This is a genomic window from Sphingomonas profundi, from assembly GCF_009739515.1.
GTDB lineage: Bacteria > Pseudomonadota > Alphaproteobacteria > Sphingomonadales > Sphingomonadaceae > Alterirhizorhabdus > Alterirhizorhabdus profundi.
Window position 1 is genome coordinate 880,375 of sequence record NZ_CP046535.1, and the last position, 21,275, is coordinate 901,649.

General features: G+C 69.5%; 20 protein-coding genes. 5 read left to right on the forward strand and 15 right to left on the reverse strand.

Annotated features, from left to right (window positions below):
* Window positions 1-83: 83 nt before the first annotated feature.
* Window positions 84-980, reverse strand: a complete 897-nt coding sequence (locus GNT64_RS04015) for a TraB/GumN family protein (RefSeq protein WP_156678341.1) — start codon at window positions 978-980, stop codon at window positions 84-86.
* Between the two features lie 105 nt (window positions 981-1,085).
* Here GNT64_RS04015 and GNT64_RS04020 point away from each other — a divergent pair, with 105 nt between their 5' ends.
* The 3 genes from GNT64_RS04020 to ppdK are packed head-to-tail and all read left to right on the forward strand — an operon-like array spanning window position 1,086 to window position 7,047.
* On the forward strand, window positions 1,086-1,991 hold the full coding sequence (locus tag GNT64_RS04020) for a glycine--tRNA ligase subunit alpha (protein ID WP_197277276.1): 906 nt from the start codon (window positions 1,086-1,088) through the stop codon (window positions 1,989-1,991).
* A complete protein-coding gene (gene glyS, locus GNT64_RS04025; RefSeq protein WP_156678342.1) occupies window positions 1,988-4,339 on the forward strand; it encodes a glycine--tRNA ligase subunit beta in 2,352 nt (783 codons plus the stop codon). The genes GNT64_RS04020 and glyS overlap by 4 nt, the downstream gene beginning before the upstream one ends.
* A 2-nt stretch (window positions 4,340-4,341) precedes the next feature.
* Complete coding sequence (gene ppdK / locus GNT64_RS04030) at window positions 4,342-7,047, forward strand: pyruvate, phosphate dikinase (RefSeq protein WP_156678343.1); 2,706 nt, start codon at window positions 4,342-4,344, stop codon at window positions 7,045-7,047.
* Window positions 7,048-7,558: 511 nt separating this feature from the next.
* Here the strand turns inward: ppdK and GNT64_RS04035 are convergent.
* The 9 genes from GNT64_RS04035 to GNT64_RS04075 form a co-directional block, all read right to left on the reverse strand.
* Complete coding sequence (locus GNT64_RS04035) at window positions 7,559-7,897, reverse strand: hypothetical protein (protein ID WP_156678344.1); 339 nt, start codon at window positions 7,895-7,897, stop codon at window positions 7,559-7,561.
* Between the two features lie 88 nt (window positions 7,898-7,985).
* The gene (locus GNT64_RS04040; RefSeq protein ID WP_156678345.1) at window positions 7,986-8,474 is read right to left on the reverse strand and encodes a hypothetical protein; all 489 of its coding nucleotides are present in this window, start codon (window positions 8,472-8,474) and stop codon (window positions 7,986-7,988) included.
* 142 nt (window positions 8,475-8,616) lie between these two features.
* Window positions 8,617-9,615, reverse strand: a complete 999-nt coding sequence (locus GNT64_RS04045) for a type II secretion system F family protein (RefSeq protein WP_197277277.1) — start codon at window positions 9,613-9,615, stop codon at window positions 8,617-8,619.
* A 10-nt stretch (window positions 9,616-9,625) separates the two neighbouring features.
* Window positions 9,626-10,588 carry a type II secretion system F family protein gene (locus tag GNT64_RS04050; RefSeq protein ID WP_422396630.1) on the reverse strand — a complete coding sequence of 321 codons (963 nt, stop codon included), beginning with the start codon at window positions 10,586-10,588 and terminating at the stop codon, window positions 9,626-9,628.
* A 37-nt stretch (window positions 10,589-10,625) separates the two neighbouring features.
* On the reverse strand, window positions 10,626-11,903 hold the full coding sequence (locus tag GNT64_RS04055) for a pilus assembly protein CpaE (RefSeq protein ID WP_156678347.1): 1,278 nt from the start codon (window positions 11,901-11,903) through the stop codon (window positions 10,626-10,628).
* Window positions 11,903-12,541 (reverse strand): CpaD family pilus assembly protein, encoded by a 639-nt coding sequence (locus GNT64_RS04060; protein WP_197277278.1) that lies wholly within the window; start codon window positions 12,539-12,541, stop codon window positions 11,903-11,905. The genes GNT64_RS04055 and GNT64_RS04060 overlap by 1 nt, the downstream gene beginning before the upstream one ends.
* Window positions 12,542-12,572: 31 nt before the next feature.
* Window positions 12,573-14,183, reverse strand: coding sequence for a type II and III secretion system protein family protein (locus GNT64_RS04065; RefSeq protein ID WP_156678349.1), 1,611 nt, complete (start codon window positions 14,181-14,183; stop codon window positions 12,573-12,575).
* A 1-nt stretch (window position 14,184) separates the two neighbouring features.
* Complete coding sequence (cpaB, locus tag GNT64_RS04070; RefSeq protein ID WP_156678350.1) at window positions 14,185-15,207, reverse strand: Flp pilus assembly protein CpaB; 1,023 nt, start codon at window positions 15,205-15,207, stop codon at window positions 14,185-14,187.
* 43 nt (window positions 15,208-15,250) lie between these two features.
* A complete protein-coding gene (locus GNT64_RS04075; protein ID WP_156678351.1) occupies window positions 15,251-15,724 on the reverse strand; it encodes an A24 family peptidase in 474 nt (157 codons plus the stop codon).
* A gap of 48 nt (window positions 15,725-15,772) precedes the next feature.
* On the opposite strand from GNT64_RS04075, the gene GNT64_RS04080 reads away from it, so the two are divergent.
* Together GNT64_RS04080 and GNT64_RS04085 are read left to right on the forward strand one after the other, a co-directional pair.
* The gene (locus GNT64_RS04080) at window positions 15,773-16,693 is read left to right on the forward strand and encodes an alpha/beta hydrolase (RefSeq protein ID WP_156678352.1); all 921 of its coding nucleotides are present in this window, start codon (window positions 15,773-15,775) and stop codon (window positions 16,691-16,693) included.
* Window positions 16,690-17,796 (forward strand): NAD(P)/FAD-dependent oxidoreductase, encoded by a 1,107-nt coding sequence (locus GNT64_RS04085; protein ID WP_156678353.1) that lies wholly within the window; start codon window positions 16,690-16,692, stop codon window positions 17,794-17,796. Before GNT64_RS04080 ends, GNT64_RS04085 begins: the two co-directional genes overlap by 4 nt.
* Before the next feature lie 34 nt (window positions 17,797-17,830).
* Here the strand turns inward: GNT64_RS04085 and GNT64_RS04090 are convergent, their stop codons facing one another.
* From GNT64_RS04090 to GNT64_RS04110, 5 genes are all read right to left on the reverse strand, one after another.
* Window positions 17,831-18,334, reverse strand: a complete 504-nt coding sequence (locus GNT64_RS04090; protein ID WP_156678354.1) for a hypothetical protein — start codon at window positions 18,332-18,334, stop codon at window positions 17,831-17,833.
* A gap of 72 nt (window positions 18,335-18,406) precedes the next feature.
* Window positions 18,407-18,652 (reverse strand): hypothetical protein, encoded by a 246-nt coding sequence (locus tag GNT64_RS04095; RefSeq protein WP_156678355.1) that lies wholly within the window; start codon window positions 18,650-18,652, stop codon window positions 18,407-18,409.
* Between the two features lie 38 nt (window positions 18,653-18,690).
* Window positions 18,691-18,831: a DUF2474 family protein gene (locus GNT64_RS21780; RefSeq protein WP_338420418.1), complete on the reverse strand. Its 141-nt coding sequence runs from the start codon at window positions 18,829-18,831 to the stop codon at window positions 18,691-18,693.
* Window positions 18,824-19,819 carry a cytochrome d ubiquinol oxidase subunit II gene (gene cydB / locus GNT64_RS04105; RefSeq protein WP_156678356.1) on the reverse strand — a complete coding sequence of 332 codons (996 nt, stop codon included), beginning with the start codon at window positions 19,817-19,819 and terminating at the stop codon, window positions 18,824-18,826. The genes GNT64_RS21780 and cydB overlap by 8 nt, the downstream gene beginning before the upstream one ends.
* 28 nt (window positions 19,820-19,847) lie before the next feature.
* Window positions 19,848-21,269, reverse strand: coding sequence for a cytochrome ubiquinol oxidase subunit I (locus tag GNT64_RS04110; protein WP_156678357.1), 1,422 nt, complete (start codon window positions 21,267-21,269; stop codon window positions 19,848-19,850).
* Window positions 21,270-21,275: the final 6 nt, after the last annotated feature.

Here is a 21,275-nt window from a genome sequence, read left to right on the forward strand (position 1 = left end):
GGAGCGCGAGGGCGGGCCCATAGGCGAAAGGGGTGCGGGAGTCAAAAGCCGTCGCCCGCCTCAGAAGCGGGAGCATCGCCCGGTCAGCGCACCCGCTGCACCTTCAGCCCGTCCGCTGCCAGCATCGTCTGCACCGATTGCGGCCCGGCGAGGTGGCCCGCGCCCACCGCCACCAGGGTGACGCCCGGCGTCGCCAGCCGCGCCTCCAGCAGCTTGGCCCAGTTGCGGTTGCGGCGGATGAGCAGGGCGTCGCGCAGGGCGGCGCTGTCCTTCAGATCCTCGTCGAAGGTGGCGGCGATCGCCTTCTCGTCGCCGCGTGCCCATGCGGCGAGCATCGCGTCGAACTCCTCGCGCATCTTCGCCGGATCCTCGACGATGCCGGCCAGGAACTCGCGCTGCGCGTCTTCCGGCAGGCCGTCGAAGAAGCCGAGCTGCTGCTCGGGCGTCTCCAGCCCCTCGACCGGCAGCGCGCGCGCCTTGAACTGCGCCTCGATCTGCGGCTCCACCCCCTCGCCGGCGACGAGCTTCATGTCGTTCAGGGTGGTGCTGACGAGCATGAGGCCGGCGGTCCACGTCTCCAGCCGGTCGAACACCGCCGCCGGCACGCCGCTGCGCCGGATCATCGCGGCGAGCGCGTCGCGCTTCTCCGCCGGCACGCGGTCCAGGATCGGCGGCAGGCCGGCCGTGGCCGGCGTGCCCAGCCGCATCAGCAGGGCGGACAAAGCGGCGGGATCGGGGCCGAGCACGGTTTCGATCACCAGCGTGCGGGCGGCGGCGATGGCATCGCGCACCGGCCCGTTCTGCCACGCATAGCCGGTGGGCAGCACGTGGATGGTGCCGAACAGGTAGATCGTGCTGTCCGCATCGGCGAGCTTCCACAGCGCCGGGCGCGCCTGCGCCGGCGGTGGCGCATCGTGCCGCGGCAGCGCGCACGCGCCGAGCAGCAGGGGGACGAGAAGGGCGGAGAGGGCCTTGCGCATGCCGCCGCTGCTAGCCTGTAAGCCGCGCGTCCGGAAGGGGCGTGCGCGGCGCCCGGCTTGACCCTGCCGGGGCGATCCGCCAAACGCGACGCCGTTCCGCCGCCGATGCAGAGGGCTTCCGCCGTGTCAGCCGACAAGCCGCTCAGCTTCCAGCAGCTGATCCTGACCCTGCACGATTACTGGAGCGCGCGCGGGTGCGTGATCCTGCAACCCTATGACATGGAGATGGGCGCCGGCACCTTCCACACCGCCACCACCCTGCACGCGCTGGGGCCGGATGCGTGGAACGCCGCCTTCGTGCAGCCCTGCCGCCGCCCCACCGACGGCCGCTACGGCGAGAACCCCAACCGGCTGGGCGCCTACTACCAGTATCAGGTCATCATGAAGCCCAGCCCGCCCGATCTGCAGGCGCTGTACCTGGGCAGCCTTGACGCGATCGGCATCGATCCGCTGCTGCACGACATACGCTTCGTCGAGGACGACTGGGAGAGCCCGACCCTGGGCGCCTGGGGCCTGGGCTGGGAGGTGTGGTGCGACGGCATGGAGGTGACGCAGTTCACCTACTTCCAGCAGATGGGCGGCTATGACTGCAAGCCGGTGGCGGGCGAGCTGACCTATGGGCTGGAGCGGCTGGCCATGTATATCCAGAACAAGAGCAGCATCTTCGACCTGGTCTACAACGATCCCGCGCCCGGCATGCCGGTGCTGACCTATGGCGACGTGTTCATCGAGAACGAGCGCCAGATGTCCCGCTGGAACTTCGAGGTGGCCGATACCGAGCGGCTGTTCGACGGGTTCCGCAAGGCGGCGGCGGAGTGCGAGACCTGCCTGGCCGCCGGCCTGCCGATCCCGGCCTACGAGCAAGCGATCAAGGCCAGCCACCTGTTCAACACGCTGCAGGCGCGCGGCGTGATCTCGGTGGCGGAGCGGCAGGCCTATATCGGCCGGGTGCGCGATCTGGCGAAGGGCGCGTGCAAGTCGTGGATGGAGCATCAGGGGTGGGAGGCATGAGCGACTTCCTGCTCGAGCTCTTCTCCGAGGAGATACCGGCGCGGATGCAGGAGAAGGCATGCGCCGATCTCGCCCGCCTGTTCGCCGCCGAGCTGGAGAAAGCGGGTCTGCGCGCGGCCGCGATCGAGACGTTCGCCACGCCGCGTCGGCTGGCGCTGATCGCGCGCGGGCTGCCGCCGGCGACCGACGCCGTGGCAGAGGAGATCAAGGGGCCGCGCGCCGACGCCCCGCCGCAGGCGCTGGCCGGCTTTCTGGGCAAGACCGGGCTGACCCGCGACCAACTGGTCGAGCGGGCGGACGCCAAGGGCAACGCCGTGCTGTACGCGGTGATCGAGAAGCCGGGCCGCGCCACGGCGGAGGTGCTGGCGACGGCCATCCCGGCGGTGGTGCGGGCCTTTCCGTGGCCGAAGGCGATGCGCTGGGGCGCGGCTTCCGCCAGCACCGCGTCGCTGCGCTGGGTGCGGCCGTTGCAGGGGATCGTGGCGCTGCTGGGCGACGCGGTGGTGCCCTGCGAGGTGGACGGCATCGTCGCCGGCGCGGCGACCCTGGGCCACCGCTTCCACCACCCCGGCCCGATCACGATTGGTGGCGCGGACGATTATGCGTTCAAGCTGCGCGCCGCCCACGTGATCCTCGATCCCGCCGAGCGCCGCGCGATCATCAGCGAGGGCGCCGCGCGGGCCGCCGCCGCCCAGGGACTGGGCGTGGTGGCGGACGAGGGGCTGGTGGCGGAGAATGCCGGCCTCACCGAGTGGCCGGTGCCGCTGCTGGGCCGCTTCGACCCGGCCTTCCTGGATGTGCCGCGCGAGGTGATCCAGCTGACCATGCGGACCAACCAGAAATATTTCGCCTGCGTGGATGCCGGCGGCGCGCTGGCGCCCGCCTTCCTGTGCACCGCCAACATCGACGCGCGGGACGGTGGCGCCGGCATCGTGGCGGGCAACCAGAAGGTGCTGGCGGCGCGCCTCGCCGACGCGAAATTCTTCTGGGAGCAGGATTTGAAGGTGCCGCTGGCCGACTGGGCCGGCAAGCTGGACCGGATCGTGTTCCACGAGAAGCTGGGCACCGTGGCGGACAAGGCCGCGCGGGTGGCGAAGCTGGCGCGCTGGCTGGTGGAAGAGGGGATCGTCGCCCCCGCAGCCGATCCGGCCGAACGCGCGGCGCTGGCGGACATGGCGCAACAGGCGGCGGAACTGGCGAAGGCCGATCTCGTCACCGGCATGGTGGGCGAGTTTCCCGAGTTGCAGGGCGTGATGGGCGGCTATTATGCCCGCGCCGGAGGCCTGCAGGACGCGGTGGCCGACGCCATCCGCGACCATTACAAACCCGTCGGCCAGGGCGACGACGTGCCGACCGCGCCGGTGACGGTGGCGGTGAGCCTCGCGGACAAGCTGGATAGCATCGTTGGCTTTTTCTTTCATGATCTGCGACCAACCGGATCTAAGGATCCATTCGCTCTTCGAAGGTCAGCTAACGGTATAATTCAGCTGATACTTCAACAGCAGCTTAGACTCTCTACTGAGCGCCTCGTGCTATTTGGTCTGACGCAAGTATCAGAAGAGAAGTTTGACACCGCGTTCGCTGCCTCAGTAAATTCTGTTAATTCTGCTCTGAAGACCCTTAGACTTAGCTCTGAACAAAAGCAGGCAGTGGTGCCTTACGAGTTTCTCGACGACTTGGCCCAGAGTGCGGCCGGCGACGCTTTCATATTTCCACAAGAGGTGCTCAACTTCTTCGCAGAACGTCTCAAGGTCCAGCAGCGCGAGGCAGGCGTCCGCCACGACCTTATCGATGCCGTGTTCGCGCTCGGCGGCGAGGACGATCTCGTCCGGCTGCTCGCGCGGGTGGAGGCGTTGCAGGCGTTCGTCGCGACCGAGGACGGGACGAACCTGCTCGCCGGATACAAGCGCGCGGCCAACATCCTGAAGAAGGAGGGGTGGGCCGACGCCGCCCCCCCGATCCTCTCCGACGCGGGCGAGCAGGGGATCGCGCAGACCGGCGAGGAGGATCCGCTGTCGCTGGTCGACGATCCGGACGTGGCGGCGGCGGTGGCCGCGCTCGACGGGGCGCGGGGGCACGGCCTGCCCTACACGCCGGAGCCGGCCGAGGCGGCGCTGATCGCGGCGCTGGACGATGCCGCGCCGCGCGCCGCGCAGGCCGTCGCGGCGGAGGATTTCGCCGGGGCGATGGCCGCCCTCGCCGGGCTGCGCGCGCCGATCGACACCTTCTTCGATCAGGTCACGGTAAACGATCCGGATCGGGACAAGCGGGCGTCGCGTCTCGCGCTGCTTGATCGTATTCGTGGTGCGGTGCACAATGTCGCGGACTTTGCGAAGATAGAGGGCTGACGATGGCGAGCGTTCTTGAGGCTGACGGTACGGCATCTTCGGCGGACCCGCGCTACGTCTACCGTTTCGGCGGCGGCGTCTCCGATGGCGGCAGGGGCGATCGCAACCTGCTGGGCGGCAAGGGCGCGAACCTGGCCGAGATGGCCTCGATCGGGCTGCCGGTGCCGCCGGGCTTCACCATCTCGACCGAGATGTGCCAGCGTTACTATGAGGAGGGCGAGCAGTTTCCCGAATCGCTGCGGCGCGAGGTGGCGAACGGCATCGCCCATATCGAGACGATCACCGGCAAGACGTTCGGCCTCGCCGCCGATCCGCTGCTGGTCTCGGTGCGCTCCGGCGCGCGCGCATCGATGCCGGGCATGATGGACACGGTGCTGAACCTCGGCCTCAACGACGAGACGGTCGTCGGCCTCGCCGAGACATCGGGCGACGCCCGCTTCGCGTGGGACAGCTATCGCCGCTTCATCCAGATGTATTCCGACGTGGTGCTGGAGCTGGATCATGGCGCCTTCGAGGAGGCGCTGGAGATCGCCAAGGAGGACAAGGGCTTCACCCTGGACACCGAGCTTTCGGCCGAGGACTGGCAGGCGCTGGTCAGGCAGTACAAGGCCATCGTCGAGGAGCAGTGGAGCAGGCCCTTCCCGCAGGACGTGCACGAGCAGCTGTGGGGCGCCGTCGGCGCGGTGTTCGGATCGTGGCAGTCGGAGCGGGCGAAGGTGTATCGCCGGCTGAACGACATTCCGGCGGCCTGGGGCACGGCGGTGAACGTGCAGGCGATGGTGTTCGGCAACATGGGCGACACCTCGGCGACGGGCGTGGCCTTCACCCGCGATCCGGCCAAGGGCGACCGGGCCTATTATGGCGAGTTCCTGATCAACGCGCAGGGCGAGGACGTGGTGGCGGGCATCCGCACGCCGCAATATCTGACGCGCGCGGCGCGCGAGGCGGCGAATGCGAAGCCGCTCTCGATGGAGGAGGCGCTGCCGGAGGTGTACGGCCAACTCGCCAAGGTGTTCGACCTGCTGGAGACGCATTATCGCGACATGCAGGATATCGAGTTCACCGTGGAAGCGGGCACGCTCTGGATGCTCCAGACGCGCTCGGGCAAGCGCACCGCCAAGGCGGCGCTGAAGATCGCGGTGGACATGGCGAGCGAGGGCTTGATCACCGAGGAGGAGGCCGTCGCCCGCGTCGATCCCGCCGCGCTGGACCAGCTGCTGCACCCGACCCTGGACCCCAAGGCGCCGCGCGACGTGATCGCCAAGGGGCTGCCGGCCTCGCCCGGGGCGGCCAGCGGCATCGCCGTGTTCGACAGCGACACGGCCGAGAAGCGCACCGAACTGGGCGACGCGGTGATCCTGGTGCGGACGGAGACGAGCCCCGAGGACATTCACGGCATGCACGCCGCCAAGGGTATCCTCACCGCGCGCGGCGGCATGACCAGCCACGCCGCCGTGGTGGCGCGCGGCATGGGGCGGCCGTGCGTCTCCGGCGTCGGCACGCTGGCGATCGACGCGAAGGCGCGCAGCTTCCGCGTCGGCGGGCGCGAGGTGAAGGAGGGCGACCTCATCACCATCGACGGCGCGACCGGCGAGGTGATGCTGGGCCAGGTGGCCACCGTGGAGCCGGAGCTGGCCGGCGACTTCGGCACGCTGATGGTGTGGGCCGACAAGGTGCGTCGCCTGAAGGTGCGCGCCAATGCCGAGACCCCGGCCGACTGCCGCACCGCGCGCCAGTTCGGCGCGGAAGGCGTCGGCCTCTGCCGTACCGAGCACATGTTCTTCGATGCCGAGCGCATCACCGCCGTGCGCCAGATGATCCTGGCGGAGGACGAGAAGGGCCGGCGGGCGGCGCTGGCCAAGCTGCTGCCGGCGCAACGCAGCGACTTCACCCAGATCTTCGAGATCATGGCCGGGCTGCCGGTGACGATCCGCCTGCTCGATCCGCCGCTGCACGAATTCCTGCCGCACGAGGAGGAGGAGTTCGCCGAGGTGGCGAAGGCGGCCGACGTATCGGTGGACGTGCTGAAGCGGCGCGCGGCCGAGCTGCACGAGTTCAACCCGATGCTGGGCCATCGCGGCTGCCGGCTGGGCGTGACCTATCCCGAAATCTACGAGATGCAGGCGCGCGCCATCTTCGAGGCGGCCGTGGACATGGCGGAGACGTCCGGCGCGGCGCCGATCCCGGAGGTGATGGTGCCGCTGGTCGCCACGCGGCGCGAGCTGGAGCTGATGAAGCAGGTGATCGACAAGGCGGCCGAGGCGGTGTTCGCCGACAAGGGCCGGCGCATCGACTATCTCGTCGGCACGATGATCGAGCTGCCGCGCGCCGCGCTGAAGGCCGGCGAGATCGCCGAGGTGGGCGAGTTCTTCTCGTTCGGCACCAACGATCTGACGCAGACGACGCTGGGCGTCTCGCGCGACGATGCCGCCCGCTTCCTCTCCACCTATGTGGAAAAGGGGATCTACGCCAAGGACCCGTTCGTCAGCCTGGACGTGGAGGGCGTGGGCGAGCTGATCGAGCTGGCGGCCGAGCGCGGGCGGGCGACGCGGCCGGCGATCAAGCTCGGCATCTGCGGCGAGCATGGCGGCGACCCGGCGAGCATCGCCTTCTGCGAGAAGACCGGCCTCGATTATGTGAGCGCATCGCCCTACCGCGTGCCGATCGCCCGGCTGGCGGCGGCGCAGGCGGCACTGGCGAAGGGCTGACGCGGAGCATCGTTGGGCGGGGGTGAAACCAAGCCTCCGCTCAATCTGCCCTCCGGGTCCGTCCTAAAGCGTATCGACATTCAGCTTTTTGCACGTCCGCTCATCCTGAGGAGGGGCTGAGCGAAGGCGAAGACCCGTCTCGAAGGACCGTCCATGTCCTTCGAGACGCCATTTCGACACGCTCAATGGCTCCTCAGGATGAGCGGTTTGCAGAGAATGCGTGTGAAGATCGGCTTGATCCGCTGAATGTCGATCCGCCTAAGGTCCCTACGTTATTACGGCGAACGCTGGGAATGGCTCCAGCCTGCGCTGGAGCGACGGAGATGAGGCGTTCAGTCTCTTGGCATGAGCCGAGAGACGGATTAGCTCGCTGCCTTCACTACCGCCGGCGCAATCGGGTGGAACCGGCTGCCGGGGAGCTTACCGCCGCCCGGCCTTCGAAACTCACACGCCGCTTCCAACGAACGGCTGACGCAACGCTACGAACGAAACAAGTGTAACCGCTCGCCCCTCAGGCGCGGGCGATGGCCGCGGCGCCGGCCACGGCTTCCGCCGAGAAGCCCAGGCCCAGCAGATTCGCGGCGAACGCCCGCGCCCGCTGGTCGCCCCGCCGCTCGAAACCCACGAAGCGGCGGAGCGTCTCTAGCCGATCGTCGGCGAGCGGCTGCGGCCCCTCCACCCCGGTCAGCATGGTCATCAAGCGGGCGAAGGCCGAGGTGCGCGGTTCGATCGCGTTGCGATCGGCGTCGCGCTTGGCCAGCAGCACCACCCGCTGCTCGAGCGCCGTCAGCGTGCGCGCGGCGGGAACCGTCTCGTGGCGGTCGAAGCTGTCGCGGGTGGGAAGCTGCATCGAACGTCTCCTTCGTTGGAGGCGTTATGCCGATTCGCCTGAACCGTGGCTGTGACGTCCGCCACAATGCGCATTTTCTTCCGCCCGATCAGACGAAGCGTGCGCGATGCTCGTCGACGCGACCGCTGGCGAGCAGGGCGGCCTGCTCCCGCCACTCCTCGCGTGCGATCGTGCCCGGCGTCGCGCCAAGGCGGCCTTCGAGCGCGGCGGCGTCGCTGTCGCTCATGCGGCTGAGATCGACGAAGCGGTGGATGCCGGCATCGTTGAGCCGGGCCTCGCCCGCGGAGCCGATGCCGCGGATCAGCGAGAGATCGTCGCGCCGGCCGCTAGCGGCGGCGGCGATCGATCCGGCGGTGCCGGCGGCGATCGCGGGCTCGTGCCGCTCCAGCTCGGCGATGCGGGCGCGGGCGGCGGCGTCGCGATCGGCATGCGCCGTCTCCAGCGCCAGCCGCTGGTCCCGTTCCGCCTCATATTGCCGTCGCCACCGGCCGCCGCGGGAGCGCGACAGCAGGCCGAGCAGCCAGCCGAGCACGAGGACGAGGAAGTAGAGCGCGAGCTGGTTGAACGAGATGGCCATCGCATGATCCCCTGTTACGGGGCAAAACGAGGTGGCGCGATTCCCGTTCCGGGTGGAACGAGCCGTGTCTAGATTGTCATCCTGAACTCGTTCGAGGTTCCGCCGCGCCAGGCCGACGCGTCGTGCGAAGCGCGCGAAACCGTCACTTGCCGACGAAATTGTCCGAGATGGAGCAGGCGGCCGGGCCGAGGATGACGATGAACAGCACCGGCAGGATGAAGCAGATCAGCGGCACCGTCATGATCGCGGGCAGCCGTGCGGCCTTTTCCTCGGCGCGCATCATCCGCTCGTTGCGGAACTCGGCCGAGAGGACGCGAAGGGCGGAGGCGAGCGGGGTGCCGTATTTCTCCGTCTGGATCATCGTCGTCACCACGCCGCGCACGGAATCGAGCGCCACGCGCTGGGCGAGATTCTCAAAGGCGGAGCGGCGATCGGTGAGGAAGCCGAGCTCGATCGCGGTGAGGCCGAACTCGTCGCCGAGCTCCGGATAGGCGCGGCCGAGCTCGCGGGCGACGCGGTGGAAGGCGGCATCCACCGTCAGGCCCGCCTCGGCGCAGATCACCAGCAGGTCCAGCGCGTCCGGCAGGCCCTTGCGGATCTCCTTCGAGCGCTTGTCGATCTTGTTCTTGAGGAAGATGTCCGGCGCCTTGTAGCTGAGCAGCAGCGAGCCCGCGACGAGCCCGAACTTCTTCAGCGGCGTCCAGTCCCCGAACCAGCCGAGCATGTAGACGCCGACCACCATGGTGCCGCCGAACACGATCGGCAGCACCATGCGGCCGAAGATCACCGCGAGCGCCCAGTCCTTGGAGCGGATGCCCGCCTGGGCGAGCTTGATCTGCGCTTCCTTGAGCTGCGAATCCTGCAGCACCTTCAGCGATTGCAGGAAAGAGCGGAGGAAGTCCGCCGTCTCGGTGCTCTGGCCGAGCTTGGCGCGGCGCTTGTTGGTGGAGGCGGTGATGCCGGCCTTCAGCTGCTCGCGCCGGTCGTTCAGCGCCTTCACGCGCTTGGCCATCGGGTTGCGCACGGTGGTGGCGGCGTAGACCGCGACCAGCAGCGCGGCCAGCGCGATCGCCATGAACAGGGTGGCGGCGCTGAAGATGTCGACGCCCAGGATCTTCGGGCCGCCTGCGGTGGCGATCATGCGATCCTCCTCAAATCTCGAAGTTGATCATCTGGCGCATCACGAACGCGCCGATGCCCATCCACACGAGGCCGCCGAGGCCGGTGACGATCAGCCGCTCATCCTCGAAGAACTTCATCATGTAATCTGGGTTGATGTAGAGGATCGAGCCGAACACCATGAACGGCAGCACGCCGATGATGTAGGCCGACGCCTTGGACTCGGAGGACATCGCCGCGATCTTCAGCTTCATCTGCGCGCGCTTGCGCAGCACGTCGGCCAAGTTGGAGAGGGTCTCCGCCAGATTGCCGCCCGTTTCGCGCTGGATGGCGAGGGTGATGACGAAGAACTGGAACTCGGGCGTGCCGAGCCGATCGGCGGTATCCTGGAGCGCCGCCTCCATCGTCCGGCCGATCTTCATCTTGTCGGTGACGGTGCGGAACTCGACGCCGACCGGCCCGGGCACCTCGCCGCCGACCACGCCGAGCGTCTCGGAGATCGGCAGGCCGGAGCGCAGACCGCGCACCAGCAGCTCGATGGCGTCGGGAAACTTGGCGTTGAACTGCTTGACCCGCTTCTTGATGAGATGGCCGATCACCATGTGCGGCAGGCCGATACCGACGAAGAGCCCGCCCAGCGCCGCGAGCGGAATCGGCGCGCCCTTCACCACGATGGCGAGCGCCACGACGACGGTCAGCGCGATGTTGGCCAGCAGATACTGGCCGAGCGTCCATTCCTTGCCGGTCATGGCGATGCGCTTGCTCAGCACCGCCGGGTTCGGCAGCAGCTGGGTGAAGGCGAGATCGAGCTTCGTCTCGCGCGCGGCCACGATGCGGCGCATCTGCGCGGCCACCACCGCGCCCTCGCCATGGCGCTCCTTCACCGCGTCCAGCCGGCGCGACTGCGCCTTGCCGGTGGACGGGCCGGTGAAGGCGAACACGCCCATCGCGAGCACGCCGAACATGCACGCCATCATGAGCAAGAAGGGCATCATGCCGGTCATCAGCGCCGCTCCCGCCGGATGAGGGACATCAGGCCTGCTTCGCCTTCCGGCGCGGCAGGCGGTTGCGGAAATCGCCGAGCTTGCCGAGCAGGGAGGTCTTGCCGCCGGCCGCGCCCGCATCGCCGCTGTCGACGCTGGCGATCAGCCGCGCGGCGAGACCGCCGAGCAGCGGGCCGATCTTGCCGGCGCGCGCCACCTCGGCCAGCGGCTTGCCCAGCTTGGCGGATTGCGCCGCCAGCTTCTGGTCCAGCGGCAGGATGAGATCGACCTTGCGCTCGATCGAGGTCTCGAAATCCTTCTGGCTGATCTCAGACACGCCGGGCGGCGGCACCCGGTTGGCGACGACCATCACCTTGGTCTGCGGCGCATTCGCCTTCAGCCAGGATAGGATGCGGATCGCGTCGCGCGTCGCGGCGAGGGTGAACTCGGTCACGACCACCGCCGTCTGCACCTCGTTGAGCAGGTGCGGGTGCTGGATCAGCATGTTGCGCGGCAGATCGATGACGGTGCACTCGAAGGCGGCGCGCATCTCCTCCTGCAGCTGGAAGAAGGCGGCGCCGTCGCTGGTCAGCGGCTGGTTGATCGGCGCCTCGGCGGAGAGCACGGCGAGACGCTCGTTCGCCTTCACCATCGCCCGCTCGATGAACAGGCCGTCGATGCGGCTGGGATTCTCGATCGCGTCGGTCAGGCCGCGGCCGGGCTCCAGATCCAGCGAGAGCGCGCCGGTGCCGAAATGCACGTCGAGATCGAGCAGGGCGGTGGAGCGGTGGCCCTTTTCGCCGAACAGCCACGCGATCGAGGAGGCGATCGACGATGCGCCCACGCCGCCACGCACGCCGATCACCGCCGTGGTCAGGTGCGGTCGGTCCGGCGTGGCCTCGGCGATGCGCGGGCCGGCGATCGTCATCTGGGCGTGCGCCAGCGCGTCGCGCATCTGATCGACGCTGAACGGCTTCAGCAGATAATCCTGGATGCCGCTGGCGACGAGATCGCGGTAGAGCCGCACGTCGTTCACCTGGCCGGCGGCGATCACCACGGTGCCGGGCTCGCACACTTCGGCCAGCGCGTTGATGTCGTTCAGCGGATCGCCGCTCTCGGACAGATCGACGAACAGGATGTTGGGGCTGGCGGAGACGGAGAGCGTCTGCACTGCGTTGCGCAGGCCGCCCTTGCCGATCCGTTCCTGCGCCCAGCCGAGTTCCGAGACGACCGGCTTCAGCAGATCGGCGGTTGCCTCGTCGCAGACGAAGGCGGCGAACGGCTCACGCAGCGCGGCGGAGCCACGGGGGTTGAAGGGCGCGTTCATCAGTTTCCGTTCTTCGTGGATTCGGTTTTCAGGCCGGAGATGGCGGTGCTCGGCGTGTCGCGGTAGGCGCGGATCGCCTTGTTGACCGAGCGCGGATCGTTGCCCTCGGCGCTGGCGCCGCGCACCAGATCCTCGGGATTGGCGACCATCGCGGCGAGGTTGGTGTTCGTCGCGCAGCCATAGTTCGACATCGTCGAGCCGGCGAACTCGGGCTGCGAGGAGCGGCTCCAGTTCGGGCAATCCGGCACCGTCGCGATGCTGCGGCTGACGACCACGCGGACGCTGCCGGGGGCAATCTCCCCCGCCGTCACCGGCGTCGCCTCGCTCAAGAGCAGGCCGTGGCGGGCGAGTACGCCGGACACCGCATCGCGCACACCCTCGTCGGCCGAGCGGGTGGGATCGTCGATCGAGACGCGATCGCCGTAGCCGAGCCGCAGCGCCTGGAACCAGGCGTCGATCCGCGCCGCCTCCGCCGTGGAGCCGGAGCGGAGCGCGTCGCCCGAGACGTCGAGCACGTAATCGGTGCGGCTGACGACCGGCTGGTTGACCGAGGAGAGGCCGCGATTCACCGGCCCGCAGCCGCCCAGCGCCGGGGCGAGGGCGAGCGCGAGCAGCGCCAGGGTGGGGAGGCGTCGCATGCTGATGGTCTCCATGACTGCGCTCTTGTCCTTAGAAGGAGAAGCCGGGGGCGGCGCTGGCGCCCTTGGCCTTCCGCCCGCGCGGCGCCGGCGCGGCATCGGCGACGGGCGGCAGGGTGGTGGCGGTGACTGGCGGCGCCATGGTGGGCACCGGCCGGGTGGCACCGGACTTGCCGTCGAAGCTCTGGCCGCCGACCACGCGCTGGAAATCGGTGGCGGCGCGGTAGCCGTCGGTCGGCAGCGCGATCTGGTTCGCGTTGACCGGCTTCACCAGATAGGGCGTCACCACGATCACCAGTTCCGTCTCGTTGCGGCGGAAGCTGGAGGAGCGGAACAGCGCGCCCAGGATCGGCAGATCGCCGAGGAAGGGGGCCTTGTCGATCGCGTTGGTGTGGCTGTTGCGCAGCAGGCCGCCGATCATGAACGCCTGGCCGGAGCCGAGCTCGATCGTCGTTTCCGCGCGGCGGGTGGTGAAGCCCGGGATGCTGAAGCCGTTCAGCGTCACGGCGCCGGCGGTGGAGAGTTCCGACACTTCCGGCCGCACCCGCATGGAGATTCGGCCGTCCGCCAGCACCGTCGGCGTGAAGGCCAAGCTGACGCCATATTGCTTATATTCGACGGAGACGGTGCCCAGCGCCTGGCTGATCGGGATCGGCACCTCGCCGCCGGCCAGGAAGCTCGCCGTCTCGCCGGAAAGCGCCGTCAGGTTCGGTTCGGCCAGGGTGGTGACGAGGCCGTCCGCCTCCGCCAGATCGAGCGCGGAGGCCACGTCCACGCCGAACAGGCGGCCGGCGATGCCGAGCGCCGTCTTGCCGGCGCCGATGCCGAGCTTGCTGAAGTCGAACGAGGTGCCGCCGGAGGTGAGGAACTGGCCGCTCTTCGGATCGAACGGCAGGCTGATCGATCCGGTCGGCAGGCCGAAGATGCTGGAGGCGTCGAGCTTGGGCAGAGTGCTGATATCGGCCGTGCCGATGCCGCCGAAGCCGCGCCCCTGGGCGATGTTGAACTGGAAGCCGCCGGTGGTGTCGCGGGTGAGCAGGTTTACGCCGATCTCCTTGGAAAGCTCGCGGCTCACCTCGGCGATTTTGACGTGCAGGTTCACCTGCAGCGGCGTGGCGGTGCGGATGCGGCTGACGACCTGCGTCTCCTTGCCGACGAAGGCCTGCACCAGCTGCTGCGCCTCCTCCACGTCGCCCGGCGAGGCAACGGTGCCGGTGAGCAGGACGAGGCCGTTCATCGGCGTCGCCGTGATCGAGGCTTCCGGCATCGCCATCTGCAGCATCGATCCGATCGTGCCGTAATTGGCGCCGACGCGGATGTTGGCGGAATAGACCGTCTGCCCGGCCTTGTTAGTGGCGTAGACGGTGGTCTCGCCGCCGCCCTTGCCGAAGATGTAGAGTTGGGTGGGCGAGCGGACCTGCACGTCGGCGACCTTCTCGTCCGCCACGAACAGGTTGCTCATCGGCGTGGGCAGGCGGACGACCTGGCCGCGACCGACCGAGAGCGTGACCGAGTCCGTCGGCTGGCTGGCCATGGGTGCGGCGAGCGCCGGCAGCGGCAGGGCGGCGGCGAGGCCGAGGGCGAGCCCTGCGGCGAGCGCGGTGCCCACGGCGCCGTGCTTCAGCAAAGTCTTGAAGCGCATCTTACTTCCCCCCCACCGGCACTTCGGTGACATTGTTGCCGCGCGCGACGACGACGACCGGACCGAGCGCCTTCACGACCGGAACGGCGCCGCCGGCCACCTGCGGCAGCGGCCCGCCGGGCAGCCCGCCGATGGCCGACACGGGCTTGGCCGGCACGGTGCGGCGCTGGAAGCGCGACACATCGGCGCCCACGGTGAAGGTGGTGTCCGTATCGATCGGGCGCGACGCGATCTGGAGCAGCATCTGCTTTTCCGCGCGCGGATCGGCATTCTGCGGCACCGTGACCTCCCCCGAGGCGATGGCGCGTTCCAGCTCCGCCGTGTTGTCGGCGATCGAGCGCAGCGAGAGCGAGAGCGTGCCGATCGTCTGCGCGACGGCGATCTTCTCGGCGATCTTGGGCGTCGCCTCCAGCGTGACGGTGGAGACCGGGATCGGCTGCGTCTTGCCGTCCTCGCCCACCTGGTTGTCGGTGCGCTGATCGGCGGCGAGGACGCGCATGTTGCGGATGATCGTCTCGCTGGTCTTCAGCGGCGGGCCGTCGCCGCCGCCGGAAACCTGCTGGGTGAGCACCAGATCGATGCGATCACCGGGGAAGACGAAGCCGGCGACGCCGCTTTGCGCGGAGACCGGCACCGTCACGGCGCGCATCCCCGGGCCGAGCGCGGCGGCCAGGAAGCCGCGATCGCCGGGCTTCACCAGCGCACCCATCGTGAGCGGCTGGCCGGCCGTGACCTCCGAGCGGACGACCGCGCCGTTCAGCGAGGCGGGATCGATCGCGCCGCGCGTGTAATAGGCGTTCTCCACCAGATCCTTGGGCCACGGCTGGAAGCGCAGCGCCTCCGGCCCGATGATCGTGCCCACCGGCAGCGCGCGGATGGCGACCAGCACCTCCGGCCCGGTCGGCACCTGCGCGGCGCTGGCCGTCGGCGCGCCCTCGCCCATCATCATCGATCGCGCCAGGAAGGCGGATACCCCGGCGAGAAGTAGCGCACCGACCAGCAGCGCAAGCCTTTTTCCATCCATGGCGACGATCGCCCCCCAAAAACCTGCCTAGAGATTGCGTCCGTTAGTGACCGGAACTGGTTAAGATATCGTTCGCGATTACCCACAGGCCGGCGGCGGCGATCGCGAGGCCGTAGGGGATCTCCGGCTGGCCCTCGCGTTTGCGCAGGCGGTGCGCGGCCAGCATCAGCAAGGTGAGCACGCCGCCGGCCAGCGCCATCACCACGAGCATGCGGGCGAGGCCGTACGGCGGAAGCCAGAGGGCGAGCGCGCCGATCATCTTCACGTCGCCGCCGCCCATCATGCCGAGCGCGAAGGCGCCGGCGAACAGCGCGAACACCATCAGCGCCAGCCCGATCTGCCACGCGACATCCGGCCACAGCGGCAGGCCGTGCGCCCACCACCACAGCGGCGCGAGCAGGGCGATGGCGGCGTTGAGCGGGTTGGCGATCGTGCGGCTGCGCAGATCCGTATAGGCGGCGGCCAGCAGCAGCAGCGAGAGGAGGGCGGCAAGCGCCGCGATCGGCCAGGAGAGCATGGCCGGCAGGACTAGACGTTCGCACTTGCTAAACCGTAACCAGCAACCATGGAGTCATTGGACGATCGTCGAACCCGGCCGGCGGGCATGCGGCTGGCCGGGGCGGCGGGCCATGACGGCTGGCCCCTGCGCGCGTTCGACTGGCCGGCCGAGGGCGAGCCGCGCGGCAGCATCCTGTTCCAGACCGGGCGGGGTGACTTCCTGGAGAAGTATCTGGAGGCGTTCGGCCACTGGCACCGGCGCGGCTGGACGATCGCCGGGTTCGACTGGCGCGGCCAGGGCGGATCGCGCGGGGCGGGATCGGCGCCGGCGGCGGCCGCCGCGCTGGATGCGATGCTGGCGGACGTGGCCGGCTTCGCCGCGCGCTGGATCGCCGAGAGCCCGCCGCCGCACGTGCTGATCGGCCATTCGATGGGCGGCCATCTGGTGCTGCGGCTGCTGGCGGAGCAGGCGGTGCCGGTGGCGGCGGCGGTGCTGGTGTCGCCGATGCTGGGGCTGCGGCATGCGCCCCTCTCTCCCGCGATCGCGCGTGGCGTCGCGCGCATGGCCGTGGCGCTGGGGCAGGCCGGGCGGCCGCTGTGGGGCACGCGCGAGATGCTGGTGCGGCAGGCCAACCTCACCGGATGCGCCGATCGCTACGCCGACGAGACGTGGTGGAAGGAGACGCAGCCGGACCTGTCGCTCGGCCCGCCGGACTGGGGCTGGGTGGCGGCGGCGCTGCGATCGATCGCGCGGCTCGCGGCGCCGGGCGTGCTCGAGCGGGTGACGCCGCCGGTGCTGCTGATCGCCACGGATCGCGACCGGCTGGTGAGCGCCGCCGCGATCCGCGCCGCCACCGCCCGCCTGCCGCACGCGACGCTGCGCATGATCGACGGCGCGCATGAGCTGCTGCGCGAGGCGGACGGGCCGCGACTGGAGGCGTTCGCCGCGATCGACGCCTTTCTGGCCGCGCAGGCCCCGGCGCGATGATCCGCGCGGACATCGCCATCGTCGGCGCCGGCATGGGCGGCGCGAGCCTGGCGGCGGCGATCGGCGGCCGCGCGTCGGTGGTGCTGATCGAGGGCGAGGCGCAGCCCGGCTACCACGCCACCGGCCGCTCCGCCGCCTTCTGGAGCGAGACCTATGGCGGCCCGGCGGTGCAGCCGCTGACCAGCGCCTCCGGCCCGTGGCTGCACGAGGCCGGCTTCCTGCGGCCGCGCGGCGCGCTGCACATCGCCGATGCCGGCGGCGCCGCCGCGCTCGACCGGATGGCGGCGGCCTTCGCCGGCAGCGGCGTGGTGCTGGAGCGGCGCGACCGGGCGGCGCTGGCGGCGATCGTGCCCGGCCTGCGCCCCGGCTGGGATGCGGCGCTGGCCGAGCCGAGCACCTGCGACATCGACGTGGCGGCGCTGCACGCGCACTATCTGGCGGCGGCGCGGCGGGCCGGCGTGCGCCTGCTCTGCGACGCGCCGGTGGGGGCGATCGCGCGGGCGGCCACGGGGCGGGGCGGCGGCTGGTCGATCGAGACGAAGGCGGGCACGGTCTCGGCGGCGCTGCTGGTGAACGCGGCCGGCGCCTGGGCCACGCCGGTGGCGGCGATGGCGGGCGCCACGCCGATTCCGATCAAGCCCTACCGGCGCACGGTGGTGCAGCTGGCGGTCGATCCGCCGGCGGCGGCGGATCTGCCGCTGGTGAAGGACGTGTCCGGCCGCTTCTACGTGAAGCCGGAGGCCGGCGGCCGCATCTGGCTGACGCCGCACGACGAGACGGCCGTGCCGCCCGGCGACGTGGCACCCGAGGAGATCGACGTGGCGCTGGCGATCGCCCGGCTGGAGACGCTCGTCTCATGGCGGATCGTGGCGAAGGAGCGGGCCTGGGCCGGCCTGCGCAGCTTCGCCCCCGATCGCGCGCCCGTCTATGGCTTCGACAGGCTGACGCCCGGCTTCTTCTGGTGCGCCGGCCAGGGCGGTTTCGGCATCCAGACGGCGCCGGCGGCGGCGGCGATGGCGGCGGCGCTGCTGCTTGGGGAGGGGATGCCGGCGATTGCGGGCGGCGTGGATGCGGCGCGCTATGCGGCGGTGCGGTTCGGGTGAGCGGGGCGGGAATTGGTGGTTAGCTGCCGTTCCGCTAGCTTAGGCCGCCGCAACTTACGTGTATGAACTTCTTTTGGGCGGGGTCATAATACACATCGACAAAGCCACATCCGCCATCGGCGGGGTTACCCTCAAACCGACTTAAGGGCACACTCCTTCTCACTCCAGAGTTTGCACCTCTCTTTATTGCTTTGAAGCCACCCTCAACTATTATTCGGCTTCCAAGGGTGTTGAACGTGTATTCGCGATCATATGTGGCAAGTGGGTACGCATCCCTCGGCATTACAATGCTTGCTTCCAACTCGTCGAGTATCTTGAAAGACGGTGCAGTGGAGCCTCGAAATGATGGGTCCGGGCGGTTGGGCTCGTCTAGTGGCCTTGAAGCTGCACTGTCTTCTTCGAGCAGCGCTTCAAGCGTCATATTTCCCTGCTGGCCAGCGACCGCGTCAACGCCGGGAGCGCAGGCCGCCATGACACACAGAGCCGCAAGCGGTATGAAGCGAACGGGTGCATAGCAGCGGGGCAGTAGGGCGATCATGCCTCGTTGTTACGTAGGTGTTGAATGTCCGCAAGTGGGGCGGATGCTGCCACTATCCTCTCGCCACCGCTCTCAATCCCGGTACCGCCGCCGTGCCTCTCGCTCACGCTCCGCATCCTCGCGGGCGCGCTTTTTTGCCTCGCGGCCTTCGCGGGCTTCCTGCTTGCGGATCTTGCGGCCGTAGTTGCGGTCGGCCTCGTCCTGGCTGGTCGTCGCCCAGTCGACGCCCTGGCTGGCGGCCTTGACCGGGAAGGTCACGATGCTCGCCGCCGTGCGCACGCAGCCGCCCAGCAGCAGCGGCGCCACCGGCAGCAGCATCGCGACCAATCGACTACGTTTCACCGCCGCACTCCCCCTCAAGATGCCGTCACCAGGCGTATCAGCGTCGCCACGACGAACAGGGTCGCCACGCTCGCCGCCCAGATGGCGACGAACCAGCCGAGCTGCCGCCCGATCCGGTGGCGCCGCGCCTTGCCTAGCAGCAGACCCTTAATGATAGCCTCCGTCGCTCACCTTGCCGCGGAACACCCAGTAGGCCCAGGCGGTGTAGCCCAGGATGACCGGCACGAGGATCGATGCGCCGACCAGCATGAATGCCTGACTAACCGGCGGCGACGCCGCCTGCCAGATGGTGACGCGGCCGGGGATCACATCCGGCCAGATCGATACGGCGAGGCCGGCGAGGGCGAGGCCGAAGATCGCCAGCGTCCACACGAACGGCGCGGCATCGTGGCCGCGGGCGATGGCGCGCCACAGCATCAGCGCGGCGCCGGCCACGAGCAGCGGCATCGGCACGGTGACGAGCAGCCCCGGCCAGACGAACCAGCGGTGCCAATACTGGCCTTCGAGGAACGGCGTGTAGAGGCTGACGAGGCCCAGCGAGACGAGCATCGCCGGCGCGAGGAAGCGGGCCAGCCGCCGCGCATCGCGATGCACCCGCCCCTCGGTGCGCCAGATGAGGAAGCCGGCGCCGAGCAGGGCGTAGCCGGCCAGCAGGCTGAAGCCGGTGAGCAGGCTGAACGGCGTCAGCCAGTCCCACCAGCCGCCGGCATAGGCGCGGCCCTTCACGCTGATGCCCTGCAGCAGCGCGCCCAGCGTGATCCCCTGGGCGAAGGTGGCGATCACCGATCCGGCGCAGAAGCCCGCATCCCACCCGGCGCGGTGCGACGGATCGCGCCAGCGGAACTCGAACGCCACGCCGCGGAAGACGAGGCCGAGCAGCATCGCGATCAGCGGCGTGTAGAGCGCCGGCAGGATGATCGCGTAGGCGAGCGGAAAGGCCGCCATCAGCCCGCCGCCGCCCAGCACCAGCCACGTCTCGTTGCCGTCCCACACCGGCGCGATCGCGTTCATCGCGCTGTCCCGCTCGCCGCCCACGCGGAAGGCGGGAAAGAGGATGCCGATGCCGAGATCGAACCCGTCCAGCACCACATAGGCGGCAACGGCGAAGGCGATGATCGCGGCCCAGACGACGGTCAGGTCCATGGCGTCGGCTCCCTGGCGTGGCACTCCATCAGCGATGCTCCTCCGCCACGCCGGCGCCGCTCGCCTGCGCGGGGGCGGGGGTGATGCCGGCCGAGCGGATCGGCGCGCGTGCGGGATCGCTCTCCTGCGGCTTGGGCGCGTGCGCCATCAGCTTCAATATGTAGAGCGTGCCGGCGGCGAACACCGCGAAGTAGACGATCACGAAGGCCATCAGCGATCCGGTGACGCCGGGGGTGGCGATGGGCGACACCGCCTCGCTGGTGCGCATCACGCCGTAGATCACCCATGGCTGGCGGCCGACCTCCGTCGTCACCCAGCCGGCGATCACGGCGACGAAGCCGGACGGCCCCATCACCAGCGCCAGCCGGTGCAGCCACGGCCAGTCGTAGAGGCGGCCGCGCACCCGCGCGAGCAGGCTGAGCAGGCCGAGGCCGAGCATGGCGAAGCCGATGCCCACCATGATGCGGAACGACCAGAACACGATGGCGACGGGCGGCCGGTCCCGCTTGGGGATCGTCTCCAGCCCGGCCAGCGGCGCGTTCGGATCATGCTTCAGGATCAGCGAGGAGAGCTTCGGTATCTCGATCGCGTAGCGCACCGTCTCGGCCGCGCTGTCCGGCAGGCCGAACAGGATCAGCGGCGCGCCATGCGGGTGGCTGCGGAAATGGCCCTCCATCGCCATCACCTTGGCGGGCTGATGCGCCAGCGTGTTGAGGCCGTGCTCGTCGCCGGCGAGGATCTGGACCGGCGCGACCAGCGCGGCCATCCACATCGCCATCGAGAACATGGTGCGTACCTGCGCCGTCTTGCGGCCGTGCAGCAGGTGCCACGCGCCGACGCCGCCCACGGCCAGCGCCGTGGTGAGGTAGGCGGCGATCACGGTATGGACCAGGCGATAGGGGAAGCTGGGGTTGAAGATGATCTCCAGCCAGCCGTGCGCCGGCACGAACTGGCCGACGGCGTTCGTGGCGAAGCCCACCGGCGTCTGCATCCAGCTGTTGACGCTGAGGATCCAGAAGGCGGAAATGAAGGTGCCCAGCGCCACCATGCAGGTGGCGGCGAAGTGCAGGCCGCGCCCTACCTTCTGCATGCCGAACAGCATTACGCCCAGGAAGCCCGCTTCCAGGAAGAAGGCGGTCAAAACCTCATAGGCCATCAACGGCCCGACGATGGGGCCGGCACGATCCGAGTAGACCGACCAGTTGGTGCCGAACTGGTAGGACATGACGATGCCCGAGACGACGCCCATCGCGAAGGCCAGCGCGAAGATCTTCAGCCAGTAGCGGAAGAGATCGAGATAATGGTCCTTCCCCGTCTTCAGCCACAGCCCTTCGAGCACCGCCAGGAAGCTGGCGAGCCCGATCGAGAAGGAGGGGAACAGGAAGTGGAAGGAGACGGTGAAGGCGAACTGGGCGCGAGCCAGAAGCAGCGCGGTTTCGGCGGCGGTCATGAACGG

Coding starts and splice junctions, on each gene's coding strand:
- GNT64_RS04045 (WP_197277277.1), bottom strand. CDS start 9,615: ATGATCGCCACCGCAGGCGGCCCGAAGATCCTGGGCGTCGACATCTTC.
- GNT64_RS04080 (WP_156678352.1), top strand. CDS start 15,773: ATGGAGTCATTGGACGATCGTCGAACCCGGCCGGCGGGCATGCGGCTG.
- GNT64_RS04065 (WP_156678349.1), bottom strand. CDS start 14,183: ATGCGCTTCAAGACTTTGCTGAAGCACGGCGCCGTGGGCACCGCGCTC.
- ppdK (WP_156678343.1), top strand. CDS start 4,342: ATGGCGAGCGTTCTTGAGGCTGACGGTACGGCATCTTCGGCGGACCCG.
- GNT64_RS04110 (WP_156678357.1), bottom strand. CDS start 21,269: ATGACCGCCGCCGAAACCGCGCTGCTTCTGGCTCGCGCCCAGTTCGCC.
- GNT64_RS04050 (WP_422396630.1), bottom strand. CDS start 10,588: ATGATGCCCTTCTTGCTCATGATGGCGTGCATGTTCGGCGTGCTCGCG.
- GNT64_RS04085 (WP_156678353.1), top strand. CDS start 16,690: ATGATCCGCGCGGACATCGCCATCGTCGGCGCCGGCATGGGCGGCGCG.
- GNT64_RS04090 (WP_156678354.1), bottom strand. CDS start 18,334: ATGATCGCCCTACTGCCCCGCTGCTATGCACCCGTTCGCTTCATACCG.
- GNT64_RS04075 (WP_156678351.1), bottom strand. CDS start 15,724: ATGCTCTCCTGGCCGATCGCGGCGCTTGCCGCCCTCCTCTCGCTGCTG.
- cydB (WP_156678356.1), bottom strand. CDS start 19,819: ATGGACCTGACCGTCGTCTGGGCCGCGATCATCGCCTTCGCCGTTGCC.
- GNT64_RS04020 (WP_197277276.1), top strand. CDS start 1,086: ATGCAGAGGGCTTCCGCCGTGTCAGCCGACAAGCCGCTCAGCTTCCAG.
- GNT64_RS04055 (WP_156678347.1), bottom strand. CDS start 11,903: ATGAACGCGCCCTTCAACCCCCGTGGCTCCGCCGCGCTGCGTGAGCCG.
- cpaB (WP_156678350.1), bottom strand. CDS start 15,207: ATGGATGGAAAAAGGCTTGCGCTGCTGGTCGGTGCGCTACTTCTCGCC.
- GNT64_RS04015 (WP_156678341.1), bottom strand. CDS start 980: ATGCGCAAGGCCCTCTCCGCCCTTCTCGTCCCCCTGCTGCTCGGCGCG.
- GNT64_RS04060 (WP_197277278.1), bottom strand. CDS start 12,541: ATGCGACGCCTCCCCACCCTGGCGCTGCTCGCGCTCGCCCTCGCCCCG.
- GNT64_RS04095 (WP_156678355.1), bottom strand. CDS start 18,652: ATGCTGCTGCCGGTGGCGCCGCTGCTGCTGGGCGGCTGCGTGCGCACG.
- GNT64_RS04035 (WP_156678344.1), bottom strand. CDS start 7,897: ATGCAGCTTCCCACCCGCGACAGCTTCGACCGCCACGAGACGGTTCCC.
- GNT64_RS04040 (WP_156678345.1), bottom strand. CDS start 8,474: ATGGCCATCTCGTTCAACCAGCTCGCGCTCTACTTCCTCGTCCTCGTG.
- glyS (WP_156678342.1), top strand. CDS start 1,988: ATGAGCGACTTCCTGCTCGAGCTCTTCTCCGAGGAGATACCGGCGCGG.